The organism is Clostridium sp. AF50-3 (genome assembly GCF_003477445.1).
Taxonomy (GTDB): Bacteria; Bacillota; Clostridia; order Lachnospirales; family Lachnospiraceae; genus Otoolea; species Otoolea fessa.
The window spans coordinates 121615-135432 of record NZ_QUDH01000002.1 but is presented as its reverse complement, the minus strand read 5'-3'; the positions used below and the strand labels follow the sequence as shown (position 1 = coordinate 135432).

13 protein-coding genes, 1 tRNA gene and 1 pseudogene are annotated in these 13818 nt (G+C 49.2%); 3 read left to right on the top strand and 12 right to left on the bottom strand.

Annotated features, from left to right (window positions below):
* Window positions 1–81 precede the first annotated feature (81 nt).
* Window positions 82–663 (top strand): uridine kinase, encoded by a 582-nt coding sequence (gene udk / locus DW085_RS03125; protein WP_118491326.1) that lies wholly within the window; start codon window positions 82–84, stop codon window positions 661–663.
* Window positions 664–940: 277 nt separating this feature from the next.
* Here the strand turns inward: udk and DW085_RS03120 are convergent, their stop codons facing one another.
* The 3 genes from DW085_RS03120 to yedE are packed head-to-tail and all read right to left on the bottom strand — an operon-like array spanning window position 941 to window position 2545.
* On the bottom strand, window positions 941–1177 hold the full coding sequence (locus DW085_RS03120; RefSeq protein WP_106999761.1) for a DUF3343 domain-containing protein: 237 nt from the start codon (window positions 1175–1177) through the stop codon (window positions 941–943).
* A gap of 32 nt (window positions 1178–1209) precedes the next feature.
* Window positions 1210–1431 (bottom strand): sulfurtransferase TusA family protein, encoded by a 222-nt coding sequence (locus DW085_RS03115; protein WP_118481752.1) that lies wholly within the window; start codon window positions 1429–1431, stop codon window positions 1210–1212.
* Between the two features lie 19 nt (window positions 1432–1450).
* Window positions 1451–2545: a YedE family putative selenium transporter gene (gene yedE, locus DW085_RS03110; protein ID WP_118491324.1), complete on the bottom strand. Its 1095-nt coding sequence runs from the start codon at window positions 2543–2545 to the stop codon at window positions 1451–1453.
* A gap of 395 nt (window positions 2546–2940) precedes the next feature.
* On the opposite strand from yedE, the gene DW085_RS03105 reads away from it, so the two are divergent.
* Window positions 2941–3834 (top strand): selenium metabolism-associated LysR family transcriptional regulator, encoded by an 894-nt coding sequence (locus tag DW085_RS03105; protein WP_118637455.1) that lies wholly within the window; start codon window positions 2941–2943, stop codon window positions 3832–3834.
* A 44-nt stretch (window positions 3835–3878) separates the two neighbouring features.
* On the opposite strand, the gene DW085_RS03100 is transcribed toward DW085_RS03105, so the two are convergent.
* The 7 genes and pseudogenes from DW085_RS03100 to DW085_RS03070 form a co-directional block, all read right to left on the bottom strand.
* On the bottom strand, window positions 3879–5291 hold the full coding sequence (locus tag DW085_RS03100; RefSeq protein WP_243033905.1) for an SAM-dependent methyltransferase: 1413 nt from the start codon (window positions 5289–5291) through the stop codon (window positions 3879–3881).
* A 12-nt stretch (window positions 5292–5303) separates the two neighbouring features.
* Window positions 5304–6668, bottom strand: a complete 1365-nt coding sequence (locus tag DW085_RS03095) for a PFL family protein (RefSeq protein WP_106999746.1) — start codon at window positions 6666–6668, stop codon at window positions 5304–5306.
* Between the two features lie 30 nt (window positions 6669–6698).
* On the bottom strand, window positions 6699–6971 hold the full coding sequence (locus DW085_RS03090; RefSeq protein WP_022360436.1) for an ACT domain-containing protein: 273 nt from the start codon (window positions 6969–6971) through the stop codon (window positions 6699–6701).
* A 345-nt stretch (window positions 6972–7316) separates the two neighbouring features.
* Entirely contained in the window at window positions 7317–8114 is a 798-nt protein-coding gene (locus DW085_RS03085; RefSeq protein WP_022360435.1) for an MBL fold metallo-hydrolase, read from the bottom strand.
* Window positions 8115–8121: 7 nt separating this feature from the next.
* A pseudogene (gene coaE, locus DW085_RS03080) lies at window positions 8122–8702 on the bottom strand (dephospho-CoA kinase).
* Between the two features lie 19 nt (window positions 8703–8721).
* Window positions 8722–11394 (bottom strand): DNA polymerase I, encoded by a 2673-nt coding sequence (gene polA, locus DW085_RS03075; RefSeq protein WP_118491321.1) that lies wholly within the window; start codon window positions 11392–11394, stop codon window positions 8722–8724.
* A gap of 38 nt (window positions 11395–11432) precedes the next feature.
* Window positions 11433–11771: a zf-HC2 domain-containing protein gene (locus tag DW085_RS03070; RefSeq protein ID WP_022360432.1), complete on the bottom strand. Its 339-nt coding sequence runs from the start codon at window positions 11769–11771 to the stop codon at window positions 11433–11435.
* 207 nt (window positions 11772–11978) lie between these two features.
* On the opposite strand from DW085_RS03070, the gene DW085_RS03065 reads away from it, so the two are divergent.
* Window positions 11979–12061: transfer RNA gene (locus DW085_RS03065), tRNA-Leu, on the top strand.
* A 152-nt stretch (window positions 12062–12213) separates the two neighbouring features.
* Here DW085_RS03065 and DW085_RS03060 read toward each other — a convergent pair.
* Together DW085_RS03060 and DW085_RS03055 are read right to left on the bottom strand one after the other, a co-directional pair.
* Window positions 12214–13062, bottom strand: coding sequence for a M15 family metallopeptidase (locus DW085_RS03060; protein ID WP_118491319.1), 849 nt, complete (start codon window positions 13060–13062; stop codon window positions 12214–12216).
* A gap of 465 nt (window positions 13063–13527) precedes the next feature.
* Window positions 13528–13818 (bottom strand): phage holin family protein, encoded by a 291-nt coding sequence (locus DW085_RS03055; protein WP_118491317.1) that lies wholly within the window; start codon window positions 13816–13818, stop codon window positions 13528–13530.

Genomic DNA, 13818 nt, shown 5'->3' with positions numbered 1-13818 from the left:
ATTTCAAAATGAATATACAGAAGGACTGGTTTTTGTATAAAAATGAACCAATTATAAAACTTACAAACGGAGGAAACCACAGTGAATAGAAAATCACCTATTATCATCGGAATTGCCGGAGGAACCGGTTCAGGAAAATCCACTTTTACAAACCGTCTGAAAGACGCATTTGGTGATCAGGTAACCGTGCTTTACCACGACAACTACTACCGCGCCCACGATGACATGCCATTTGAACAGCGCAAAAAGCTGAACTACGACCACCCGGATGCATTTGAGACAGAGCTGCTTCTTGAGCACCTTAATAAACTGAAAAACTGGGAGGCGATCGACTGTCCAACCTACAACTACGCCAACCACAACCGCGCCAAAGCAACCATTCACATCGAGCCGCGCCCGGTTATCCTGTTGGAGGGCATTCTCGTTCTCTATGACGAAGCACTCCGCAATCTGCTCGACATCCGCATTTTCGTCGATGCCGACGCCGACGAGCGCATCCTCCGCCGAATCTTACGTGACACGAAAGAGCGCGGACGCGATATCGAAAACATCATCGACCAGTATCTGACTACCGTCAAACCGATGCATGCTCTCTTTGTTGAACCGACCCGCGCCTACGCGGATGTCGTTACAAACAGTGGACGGAATGAGGTTGCATTCTAGCTGGTGCGGGGGGAGATTGCACGGCTGCTGGAGGAGGCGAAGGCGGGAGAATAATATTTCAAAATATTGGGATCATCGAGGTCACAAATGAGGTCATCGAGGTCATGATTTGATTTCTGACCTCAATGACCTCATTCTGACCTCGATTTACACGCCAAAAAGCAGCGATATCACACAGTCAGCGCTCCATTCTTTTTTGAATGTCTCGCCACTGCCGATACCGCCGCTTTTTCCTATATACTTTTTCTATGATGCCTGCTCTAACATAACATTTTATTTAATTCATAACCACACAGCTCTGCTCGATCTCAATTTGGCTCTCCGCAATCACTCCCTGAAACCGTTCATATTCCGCCGGTTCCATCCGCCAGGCAATTCCACAGCCTGCTGAGAGTTCGCGTGGGACAGGCACCAGGCGCCCTCTGATTCCCTGTTCCCGGCAGAATGCCTCCATCTCCATCGCCGCAGCCGTCGTGTGAAAGGTAAAAATCCGATATTCCCGTTTCTGCCTCATCATTTCCACCTATTTAATATTCCAGAGCAGCATCACGCTTCAAAGGTAATGGTGAAACAGCCGTTTTCCAGCACCTTGGTGTGCCCCTCTTTTCCATGATACTCCAACGTGCGCTCAATATTCGTCCGGGTGTGTGCCTCATCGCCAAGCACACGGATCTGTTTTCCCGGATGTTCATCCATCGCATCCATCACCATCAAAACCGGTTCCGGACAGGAGAGTCCCCGCACATCTACCTCAACAAAATCTGACATTTTCCGTTTCCTCTTTTCTTTATTTCTTTCTACGTTTCATATTTGCCGCTGCAATCACGAATAACAGGGCAATACATACAATTACGGCAATTTTGCCCGGCATCGCCGGACCACCCAAAACGGCTGCCTCTGTCTCGGTTGCCGCTTTTGCTGCCGCACCAACCAGGTTAAAATTGTGTGCAAGTGCCGCACCTAACAGCATTCCCAGAAAGGTTACCGCACTGTCCGAGGAGCCCTGCCCTGCCAGAATGATCTGACGCAGCGGGCATCCGCCAGCCAGAACGGCTGCAAATCCAACGGCATACATACCCAGAATATTCCAGAGATGCTGGGAGTGCGCGATCGGCTGACCGGAAAAGCTCAAATGGAAATTGCCAGTTGCAAGGTTAAAAATCAGCATGACTGCAAACAGTGCGCCGATAATGCTGAGCAGATCAAAGTTTTTCATCAGAATCACATCACGGATGCTACCTGCAAAACACATACGGCTCTTCTGTGCCAATGCACCAATCAGGAGAGCCGCAACTAGGGAAATCAGAACCGGTGCATGCTTGCTTCCCGGTCCTTCCGTGCTGGCTGCGTATACGCCTGTTACTGCTCCAATGATAAAAAGCGCCAGAAGGAGCACCGGAAGCACATATCCGCTTGATTTCTGCGTCTCATACGCTCTGCCCAGCGAAAATCCCTTTTTCAGGAAGAACGAACCAGTTGCAATACCGCCTGCAAATCCAACCAGCGCTACATACGCATTCAGGTCACCGGCTGCCATACGCAGAACCATACGCAGCGGACACCCTAAAAATACCAGCGCGCCGATTACCATGATCGCACCCAGAACAAAGCGGATCATCGGTGAAGAGCCTTCCGTCGCCTTATACTCATTCGTCGCCAGTGAGATCGCAAATGCTCCCACTGCAAATCCTACAATCTCCGGACGGAAATACTGAACCGGTGCTGCTGAGTGAAGTTTCAGAGCGCCCGCCGTATCACGTACGAAGCACGCAATACAGATCGCCATATTGGCCGGATTTCCAAAATACGCCAGCAATGCTGCCAGCACACCCACAAGCGCGCCTGCCACTGCCAGCTTCCATGTCTTGTCAAATACTTTCATACCTGCCTCCTTTTTTATTTCATGTACTCTTAAAGTTTTTCTCACACTCGTCATTGTGGGTGATTTCACGCACCACACTCACATTTCATCAATACATATCAGAAATTTGAGTGCATCTGGCAAAAAAATCATCTCACAAAATCAAACAAGAAAAATTTCAAGCGCGTACATTTCATGGATCTATCCATACTTTCCGCAGACAAGTATAACATCCTGTATTTTTATGGTAAAATCGTTTATATTGATATTTGCTATAAACTTATTGATATTTTCAATAAATAAAGCTACACTCTTCTTTAGAGATTGTTTTCACCTGTCTACTATTCATTTTAATTTTGGATTTTATCACAGAATCATTAAAAATTGATTTTATCTATAGAAAGGATTTTAAATATATGGACATCCGCCAATTAGAAGCTTTCGTGTACACCGTCAAATATCAGAGTTTTTCGCTTGCCGCCCAGAAGCTGTACATCTCACAGCCGACTGTCAGCGCCCACATCCGCAGTCTGGAGGAGGAATTTCACACCCAGCTTTTAAAGCGCACCACCAAATCGCTCTCCCTGACTCCTGCCGGGACAAAATTATATTCCTATGCCACGGAGATTCTGACCCTGCAGCAGAAAGCAATCGTGGAACTCGCCAACGAGACGAAACCGCAGCTTCGGATCGGCGCATCCTCCGTTCCGTCCCTTTATTTTCTGCCGGAACTTTTAAGCGCTTATCACGCAGTTCATCCTGATATCCGTGTCTATGCCTCCTGCTCAGACAGCCTGGACGTTGTACATAAGGTGGATGACGGCATCTGCGACATCGGTCTGGTCGGAACTACTACCTCGGACACCTCCTGCGAATTTCTCCCCTTTGCCTCCGATGAGCTTGTGATCGCCGCCCCCGCCACGCCGCATTATCAGGCTTACCAGACTATGCCATCACCGCTGGATGCCCTCTTAAAAGAACCGTTTCTGCTCCGGGAAGATAATTCCGGCACAAAGCAGGAAACCCTTCATTTCCTGAAAAATAAAGGGCTTTCACTCGATGATTTAAATGTTATTGCCGTGATGGACGATGCCGCCGCCCTCAAGCAGTGTATCATGCTGGGAATGGGCATCTCCATTCTCTCAAAAGCAACTGTGCAGGCAGATGCACGGCAGGGGAAACTGCTTCTCTTTCCGCTTGGGGAAGCTGCCTTTCTCCGGAAACTCTATCTGGTGTATTCGCCGGTTAAGTATATGGCAGAGGAAGGCGGGGTGTTTTTGGAATTTGCGAAGAGGTTTTATCAGCTATAACTGTCCAGCATTATCAACCCCCATAAAAGTGCTTTCTAAATTTCCTACGCCTCTTCCCCCACCAACAACCCATACAACGTCGGCTTCACATGCAGTTTCTTCATCATCGCTTCCAGTGCCGCCCCGTCTGCTTTCTTGCCCTGGCGGATCGCACGGATCATGATATTTTTCGGTGTGTGTTCCATGTCGATGAATTCGAGAATCTGCGTCCGGTAGCCGGACATTTCGAGGAGCTGCCCACGGATTCCGTCGGTCAGAAGCGCCGACATACGTTCTTTCAGAAGGCCGTACTGTAAAACCGGCGACAGAAGGTCGTTCTGAATCTGCTTGTTAATCTCATGCTGACAGCATGGAACGGAAAGAATGACTTTTGCGCCCCATTTGACCGCTTTTGCCAGCGCATAATCGGTCGCTGTATCACAGGCGTGCAGCGTCACGACCATATCGACCTGATCGACGCCCTCATATCCGGCGATGTCGCCGTGCAGGAAGGTCAGGTTCTCAAATCCAAACTTCTTGCTCAGGCGGTTGCAGAGCGCAATGACATCTTTTTTCAAATCCAGACCGATGACACGGATCGAATATTTTTTCAGCACATGCAGATAGTAATACATCGCAAACGTCAGATATGATTTCCCGCATCCGAAATCAATGATCGTATTCGTCCGGTTCGGATCGAGATTCGGAAGTACATCCTCAATAAATTCCAGGAAACGGTTGATCTGGCGAAATTTGTCGTAGCGGGATTTTACAACTTTGCCTTCTGCCGTCATGACACCGAGATCTACTAGAAATGGGACTGGGACGCCTTCCTGAAGGACGTATTTTTTAGTACGGTTATGGGATAACGAAGCCAGACGTTCTGAAAACGCTGCGGCATCCATGCCAGCTGACAGTCCTGTTCCGGCATTTTTCTGCTGTTTCGCATTGCTCTGCAGTTTACCATTTCCCTGTATTTTAGCACTTCTCTGCATCTTTCCGTTTTCGTGACTTGACTGACTCTGACCCGATTTTTCGAGCGAATTTTCTTTCACATCTGCATGACTCTTCGCCGACATCTGCTTTCCAGCTTTCTGCACATCACCTGCTGCCACCGATACCGTCCGATTCTCTGCCCTTTTAACCCCTACCTTCTTCTCTTTGATCGTCACTGTCCCCTTCTTACTGATCAGAATATTGACAATCCCGTGAAGCGACGCGATCTCCGCATTGCGGTAACGGTTTTCCAGTTCTCCGAGCAGGTACTCGGCGGTCTTTTCTGCGTTCTGATTTTTCTGAAATGCCTGTTTTTCCGTAAATTCTTCCGTCTGAAAAGCAAGCGCCCCCCGCAGAAGCAGAGGACGCACAGTTAATTTCAGATAGGATTCACGGGTTCTCGGGTTGCTGAAAATGATTCGCTCCAGATCGGCATCAAGATACCGCAGAAGCACCTCTCTCAGTTCCTGTGATTTATCCATATGAAACTCCTATTAGTTCTTAAAGCTGTGTACTGGTGCCGGGATACGTCCGGTACGTTTGACAAAGTTGTCGCAGGAGAAACGGTTGACCGGAATGATCGGCGCATAGCCAAGCAGACCGCCGAACTCTGCCGTATCGCCCACTGTTTTTCCGATGACCGGAATCAGGCGGACTGCCGTTGTCTTCTGGTTGATCATGCCGATTGCCGCCTCGTCCGCGATGATACCGGCGATCGTGGTCGCTTTCGTATCGCCTGGGATCGCAATCATATCAAGACCTACAGAGCAGACACAGGTCATTGCTTCCAGCTTCTCAATCGTAAGCGCACCCTCAGAAACTGCATCGATCATGCCCTGATCCTCGCTGACCGGAATAAACGCACCGCTGAGTCCGCCAACATAGGAGGACGCCATGATGCCGCCCTTCTTAACCTGATCATTTAACATTGCCAGCGCTGCTGTTGTACCCGGTGCACCACTGCGCTCTAAGCCGATCTCTTCCAGAATCTCCGCCACACTGTCTCCGACTGCCGGAGTCGGTGCCAGCGACAGATCAATGATGCCAAACGGAACGCCCAGACGTTTGGATGCCTCCTGTGCTACCAGCTGTCCAACACGGGTGATCTTGAACGCCGTCTTCTTGATCGTCTCACACAGCACCTCAAAGTTCTCGCCACGTACCTTTTCCAGAGCCGTCTTTACAACTCCCGGACCGCTGACGCCGACGTTGATGATCGCATCCGCCTCAGTCACGCCATGGAATGCACCTGCCATGAACGGGTTATCATCCGGCGCGTTGCAGAATACAACCAGCTTCGCACAGCCGAGGGAATCATTGTCCTTCGTTGCCTCTGCGGTTGCCACAACCATCTCGCCCATCAGACGGACCGCATCCATGTTAAGACCTGTCTTGGTAGAACCGACATTGATGGAGCTGCACACACGGTCTGTACAGGCAAGTGCCTGCGGGATCGAGCGGATCAGAAGCTCTTCCGCCGGTGTCATTCCCTTGGAAACCAATGCAGAATAGCCTCCGATAAAGTTGACGCCCACTTCTTTCGCTGCCTTATCAAGTGTTTTCGCAATCTCTACAAAATCCTCGCTCTTCTTGCAGGCACTTCCACCTACCAGCGCGATCGGAGTAACCGAGATACGTTTATTGACGATCGGAACCCCAAATTCACGTCCGATGGCATCGCCGGTCGATACAAGATCTTTCGCATAAGTTGTAATCTTATTGTAGATCTTCTCATTCATCTTCGCCAGATCACTGTCCACACAGTCTAAGAGGCTGATACCCATCGTGATCGTCCGCACATCCAGTTTTTCATGCGCGATCATGTTATTAGTTTCCAGAACTTCCTGCATGTTAATCATTGGTTTTACGTCCTTTCTGAAAATATTTGCTTAGATTCTGTGCATACTGGTAAAAATCTCTTCTCTCTGACAGAGAATCTTTACGCCTATCTCCTGTCCCAGCTTGTCCAGCTCATGCGCCATATCATCAAAGGATGTCTTGGAACCGGAAATATCCACGATCATCATCATGTTGAAATATTCCTGCAGGATCGTCTGCGTGATGTCAAGAATGTTCATGTTGTGGTCAGCCAGATAATTACACGTTTTTGCAACGATACCGACGCGGTCCTGTCCAACGATAGTAATAATAATCTTACTCATAGGTTTCATCCTCCTGTGTGCTCTCCGTCCTATGGCGGAAATGTTTTTATGACTTACTAATTTCTATAAAAATTCAACTGCCTTCCGGCTGCTAACTTTTATACCTAAAATGATATTTCGTTACTGTACACGGGTAGGCACTTTTGGAACCGAAAGTGCCGTAAGAAAACGTGGTGCCAGCAGGAATTTGCCGTATTTAAATGCGAAGCCACGGCAAATTCCGTTACTGGACACGTATGCGTGTACAGTAACGATGTTTGTCCATGCCTCCAAGCCATAACCCCAAATATATCTTCTGGCTTATTTTCAGACTTTGTATAACCAATTTTAATACTTTTACGTCTTCTACACCGTCACAATCTGCGACACTGCATCGCGTTTTGCCACTGTGATCGGGAAATCATTCGCCTTATACGGCGTATCTCCCTCTGTGATCTCCAGACGCACCGTCTCATATGCCAGCTCTTCGTAATTATTTTCCTTACTCAGATGCCCCAGGAAAATGTGCTTCAAATTGTCATGCAGAATGGAACTTAAAAGCCGCCCCGCATTTTCATTGGAAAGGTGTCCGTAATCGCCTAAGATACGACGCTTCAGGTAATACGGATACGGTCCTGCCTCCAGCATTTTGACATCGTGGTTGGCTTCCAGCAAAATCGCATCCAGCCCCTGCAGATGGTCAATGATGTACTGGGAATAATGCCCCATATCCGTCGCCACCGCCACCGATCTTTTTTCATTCTGAACCCGGTAGGCAACAGGATTCGCTGCATCATGGTCGATCCGGAACGGTTTGACTTCCAGATCTCCTACCATAAAATCAACATCCGGCGTAATCGGGTGCATCAGATCTTCCGGAATCTCGCCAAGACTCTTGGAATCCTGAATTTCCTCTAATGTCTCTTTTGTGCTGTAAATAGGTGTGCCATATTTGCGCGCCAGCACGCCGAGCCCTTTGATGTGGTCGGAATGTTCATGCGTGATGAGAATTCCATCCAGTTCCCGCGCATTCAGCCCCAGGTCATTTAACCCCATCTCAATACGCTTGTTGCTGATCCCCGCATCCACCAGAACGTGGGTGTTGTCGCTTCCTATATAAATACAATTCCCGCTGCTGCCGCTGGCAATACTAACCATCCGCATATGTATCCTAATCCTCTTTTCCTAAAAATGACGCTATCTGCTTCCGAATATCCTCAATCCCGCCGTTGTTGTCCAACACACGCGTCGCAAAACTCCGGTAATCGTCCTCGGATGCCTGATTTGCCATGATGCCCCGGCATTTTTCCTCGCTGTAGCCGCGGCTTGCCATCAGACGCTTGATGCGGTTCTCCACCGATGTGTATACATACCAGATTTCATCAAACATCGCATTGTGGTCGTCATCATAGAGAGCTGCCTCCACAACGATGATCTCCTTGTCGGAATGGTTGATCGCATAGCGGATCTCCTCCCACGCCATCGGGTGGATGATGGCGTTCATCGTCTCCACCGCCTCTTTATTCTGGAAAATAAGCGCCGCCAGCTTTTTGCGGTCAATGCTGCCGTCCTTATTTAAAAAGGAATCACCCAACGCCTCTACACATGCTGATAGCCTTTCTTACCCGGCTCCATGAGCTGGTGAGCCACTTCATCTGCCTTAATAATTTCCGCGTCAAATTCCTCCTGCAGCACACGCAGGACCTCACTCTTACCGGAACCAACGCCTCCGGTAATACTGATTATCTTCATGTTTATCTGTACCTTTCCATTATTTCGTTTCAAACCACGAATTTCCCATCTTCATATCGATTTCCAGCTCCACCTGCAGCTGCGCCGCACGTTTCATCTCCGTCGCCAGAATCGACTGCACCTGTTCCAGCTCTTCTTTCCAGGTTTCAATCAGGAGTTCATCGTGCACTTGGAGGACAATGCGGGAACGCAGTCCTTCGCGGCGCAGGCGTTGATCGACGCGGATCATCGCAATCTTGATAATGTCGGCTGCAGTTCCCTGAATCGGGGAATTCATCGCCACACGCTCACCGAACGAACGCTGCATAAAATTGCCGGATTTCAGCTCCGGAATCGGTCTCACACGCCCATACATAGTCTTGACCTCGCCGTATTTCCTGCCCGTTTTTACCAGACCATCGAGAAAACGTTTGACATCCGGGTAGGTTTCAAAGTAGCGCTCAATGTACTCGGTCGCTTCCTTGCGGGAAATACCGAGATCTTCGCCCAGCCCAAACGCGCTGATACCATATACGATACCGAAATTGACTGCTTTTGCATTGCGGCGAAGCTGCGGTGTCACTTCCTCAAGCGGCACATGGAATACCTGCGACGCCGTGATCGCGTGGATGTCCTCCGCCTGCCGGTATGCCTGGATGAGGTTCTTGTCATTCGACATATGCGCCAGCACACGCAGCTCAATCTGGGAATAATCAGCGTCAACCAGCACACAACCCTCGCGCGGTACAAACAGCTTCCGGATCTCGCGTCCCAGCTCCATACGCACCGGAATGTTCTGCAGGTTCGGCTCTGTACTGCTGATACGTCCTGTCGCTGTGATCGTCTGGTTAAAGGTTCCGTGGATTCGTCCGTCCTCCCGGATAAATGCACCCAGCCCGTCCGCATAGGTCGATTTGAGTTTCGCCACCTGGCGATAATCTAATACTTTCCTCACAACCGGATACTCCGGCGCCAGTTTTTCCAGCACATCCGCCGCCGTCGAATAGCCGGTCTTCGTCTTTTTGCCGCCCGGCAGGGACATTTTTTCAAATAAAACCTCACCCAGCTGCTTCGGGGAATTAATATTAAATTCACAGCCCGTCTCGGCGTAAATCTCCTGCTCCAGTTTCTCTACCTGCGTCTGGAGGCGTTCGCCGTAGGCTTTCAATTCCTCCCGGCGCACCTGAATACCTTCCTCTTCCATATGGTAGAGGCTGTAAATAACCGGCATCTCTATCTCATAAAAGAGATGCAGCATTCCATGTCTTCGAAGCCGCCCCAGCAGGATTTCCCGCGATTTCCACGCCGTATATGCCATGTAGCAGACACAATTCAACGCTTTCTCCGGCATTGTCTCAAATGCATCCGACAGCGCCGTTTTTCCAAGCAAATCGACCTGTGACGGCACGGTCATATCCAGGTAATCGCGCGCCAGGTCATCATATCCATAGGTATCCTTGAGCGGATTTAACAGATACGCCGCCACGCCTGCGTCCATAACCGCACGGTTTCCTTCTGCATTCCGGATGCCGTCCACGATCCGGCGGCTGTGATTTTTAAGAAATGGAAGCTGGTTCTTGAGATCCAGAACCGTCACAGACGGAACCACCTCCATCAGGCGTTCCAGCTCCTCCGCCAGATACTGTCCGGTCAGGAACCCAACCGCCGGGATCGCATAGATCGATGTCCCATCCAGGCAGAGCGCCAGTGCTACAACCTCTCCTTTTTCAATCACCAGCTGCGCGCCGATCTCCTCCGCGCGCTGTGCACGGTCAAAAATCACCTGTGCCTCGCCAAAATCATTTACCAGACGGAAAGATTTTTCCATTTCTGATGACGCAAAGGCGTCCTCACCAAATTTCTGCAGAATGGACTTAAATTCCAGCTGCTTCATATACTGATATGCCTCCGGCGTGTAAAGCGAATCCAGCTTCGCCTCCTCCAGCGAAAAACCAATCTCGCAATTGATGCGGATCGTTGCCAGATCCTTGCTCATCTGCGCCATGTCATAATGCTCCCGAAGCGCTTTCTGTGCGCGCGGCGGCTTTACCTCATCAATGTGTGCATACGCATTCTCAATGCTTCCGTAGGTGGTAATCAGGCTGGTTGCCGTCTTTTCACCGATCGATGGCACCCCCGGAATATTATCCGAAGTATCGCCCATCAGCGCCTTTACATCAATAAATTCGATCGGCGTCACCTGATACTCCGCCTTCACATCCTCCGGGTAATAGTCGCGTATCTCCGTCGTACCTTTCGAAGTACGCGGCATCCGAATCTTAATGTGCGTATCTGCAAGCTGCAGCAGGTCACGATCTCCTGATACGATAGAAACCTCCACGCCCTCCGCCGCACAGCGTTTCGCGATCGTTCCCAGAATATCGTCTGCCTCATACCCCGCCTTGGTAAGAATCGGCACGCCCATCGCTGTCAGCACTTCCTTCATCACCGGAACCTGCTCATGCAGCTCCTGCGGCATCGGTTTTCTCGTTCCCTTGTATGCCGCATACATTTTGTGACGGAATGTCGGCTCTTTCAAGTCAAATGCCACTGCCAGATAGTCTGCCCCCTCATCTTCGATCACCCGGAACATGATATTTAAAAATCCGTACACTGCATTGGTGTGGAGTCCCTTCGAATTTGTCAACTCCGGCACCCCGTAAAATGCCCGGTTGAGTATACTATGACCATCTATCAGCACTAATTTGCCCATCTGTTTCCGTCTCCTGTTCTATCACTTGTTGCTTTTTTCTATGGTGCCAGCCAAATCCTGACCTGCAGCATCACCGTCACCAATACCGCCATCACGCCCAGCGTATTGACCGCATACTCCATTTTCCGGAAGCGCCACATCCGGCGCACACGGGCATATGACTCAGCGATCCGCTTCTGCAGTGCGCCCATGATATCAAAAGTACCCGATCCGGTGTCCAGCTGTTTCAGTCCGACATCCACCATAAAATAAATTTCCAATTCTTCCTGACAGTTGCGGCAATGTTCCAGATGCTCCAGAAACGCTTCCAGCTCATCCCCGCTCAGTTTATCCTGGATATACGGCGTCACAAGACGCTCCGCTTCCCGACAGGTCACAGACGCCACCTCCTTTTCCAGTCTGTCATTCCATATGAATTATCATTCACGCATGACGCGTTCATAAACCCATTTGAACCTAATCATACCTTATTTTAATGAAACACGCAAGCCCCTGCGAATGCTTCGCTTCTTAATTTCAAAACAAACAAAAAAACAGTTGCAATCTGTCTCCAATTTTGGTAAGATAAAAAGCGTCGATAGACAGCCGGCTTGTCGGAATGGCAGACGAGGTGGACTCAAAATCCATTGGTGGCAACACCGTGCGGGTTCAAGTCCCGCAGCCGGCAGATTTGAAAGCCCTTGAAAATATTGGATTTTTCCTTTATTTTCAAGGGCTTTTGGTGTTTTAGAGGTAAAACATGTAAATGTAAAAACAGGCTTTTTAAAGGTATTATGCAACACGAATGCAACACGAAAAAAGGACTATTTTTACATCACTTCACACATTCTGGATATGTCCGTCCTCTGCTATCCGATCTGCTGTAATCATCCAGCCGTCAGAATCAAACGCATACGCCTGTCCGTCAATCTGGCAGACTGTATCATGCAGATACGTGTAGTCGTTTGTCAGATACCACCAGCGTCCGTCCTGGCACACCCAGCCAGTAAGATACTTGCCAGACACCCAGCCGTCCGCAGTCTGGATCCACGGATCGCCGTCGGCAAAGCATTTATTAATTGGCTGCACACGCTGATCCTTGGTGTAGCGCTTGCCTGTGTCTGTACCTTTTGGAGTTGTTCGTATGATAAGTGAGGACGCAGTGACTCTCAACCCGCGTATGCCGCTCTTAATTTCTTTAAGATCGATGATCACCGTTTTTGGCTGTTCTGGTACCGTGTTGTTCTCCGCCGCCCAGGTCTTTTTAAACGCCTCAAATGTCCCATATTTCTGTTTCAAAATCCCAGTACCGCTGCCCCAATCCGGCAAATATACGTGTGGCTTGTCTACGATGCTTTTCCAATCGCCGCCCCATCCAAGCCCCAGCTTTTTGGCAAGCTCTCCGACTTTCTTAAAATAATCTCCTGATTCATTATAGGCGCCTTTTCCATCTGCCCGGTAGAAATCCGCTGCAATGCCCCATTGATGCTGGCTGCTATAGCTGCTGCCCCTAGCATTCGTGACAATACTGCCCGGCTGAGTCCTGCCCTGTGCGTACAGTGCATCCTGCTCGGTCACGCTCCGAAACGATTCTCCGATCTTGATCGGCAGTCCGGCATTCGCGCATTCGCTTGTAAGCTGTGCGATAAGTTTCTGGAGGCGCGGGTGGCATAACGTGATATCTCTCATGGTTTTGTCCTCTTTTCTTTAATAATATGAAAAAATATGAAATTTTGTCTTCCGAGGTATCTTGCAAAGAATTTTCGCATATGCTATAATGCCAATAGGCTAAGAGAAATAATTGCATCCAAGTTATGCAAAACGAAAACCCCAAGGAGTCGCAATCCTTGGGGTTTTCTATTCCATTCTTGCATGGCGGCTTATACCATAGGCTGGTTACCGACTACTTATTTCTATCCAGCCATTTGCAAATGAGATGGCTAATCACACCTGCCGCGATAGAAATAATAAGAGAAATAACTGCATCTTCCAAGCTATGCACCTCCTTTCCGTACCGGTATAGGAGGCGGTAACTTTGACATTATAGCATAGAAATCTTTTTCATTCTATCGATATTCGCTGATTTTCCCCGTTTGTTTCGCGATGGCAGCCATAACCCGGACTGCCGGCGGGAGATAGTTGGATCACCTCCTCCTATTCTTCTTTATTTGATTGTTTTAAAAGCTGATTTACGTAAGTGGATAATCCGGCTACAAGAACGCCCTGCGTCAGTGCCGTAAACACAGCCAGAGCAATATCCTGACCATTGGAACACCCGCAGGTGGCGAAGACATAGATCGCGCAAATCAGCACGCCGATACCGCCATTTATTAATGGGATATACTTGCCTTTTACCGTTTCGCTCTGTTTCAGCCACATTCCAATAAAATACAGCACGAGCGCCACCACCAGTAATTCCGGTTTTACATAATCTTTTATCTGCAT

Excerpts from the sequence above, each read along its gene's own strand:
- DW085_RS03090 (WP_022360436.1), bottom strand. The coding sequence starts at position 6,971 with ATGAGTAAGATTATTATTACTATCGTTGGACAGGACCGCGTCGGTATC.
- DW085_RS03060 (WP_118491319.1), bottom strand. The coding sequence starts at position 13,062 with ATGAGAGATATCACGTTATGCCACCCGCGCCTCCAGAAACTTATCGCA.
- DW085_RS03105 (WP_118637455.1), top strand. The coding sequence starts at position 2,941 with ATGGACATCCGCCAATTAGAAGCTTTCGTGTACACCGTCAAATATCAG.
- DW085_RS03085 (WP_022360435.1), bottom strand. The coding sequence starts at position 8,114 with ATGCGGATGGTTAGTATTGCCAGCGGCAGCAGCGGGAATTGTATTTAT.
- DW085_RS03115 (WP_118481752.1), bottom strand. The coding sequence starts at position 1,431 with ATGTCAGATTTTGTTGAGGTAGATGTGCGGGGACTCTCCTGTCCGGAA.
- DW085_RS03100 (WP_243033905.1), bottom strand. The coding sequence starts at position 5,291 with ATGGATAAATCACAGGAACTGAGAGAGGTGCTTCTGCGGTATCTTGAT.
- DW085_RS03120 (WP_106999761.1), bottom strand. The coding sequence starts at position 1,177 with ATGAGGCAGAAACGGGAATATCGGATTTTTACCTTTCACACGACGGCT.
- DW085_RS03055 (WP_118491317.1), bottom strand. The coding sequence starts at position 13,818 with ATGCAGATAAAAGATTATGTAAAACCGGAATTACTGGTGGTGGCGCTC.
- DW085_RS03095 (WP_106999746.1), bottom strand. The coding sequence starts at position 6,668 with ATGATTAACATGCAGGAAGTTCTGGAAACTAATAACATGATCGCGCAT.
- polA (WP_118491321.1), bottom strand. The coding sequence starts at position 11,394 with ATGGGCAAATTAGTGCTGATAGATGGTCATAGTATACTCAACCGGGCA.
- yedE (WP_118491324.1), bottom strand. The coding sequence starts at position 2,545 with ATGAAAGTATTTGACAAGACATGGAAGCTGGCAGTGGCAGGCGCGCTT.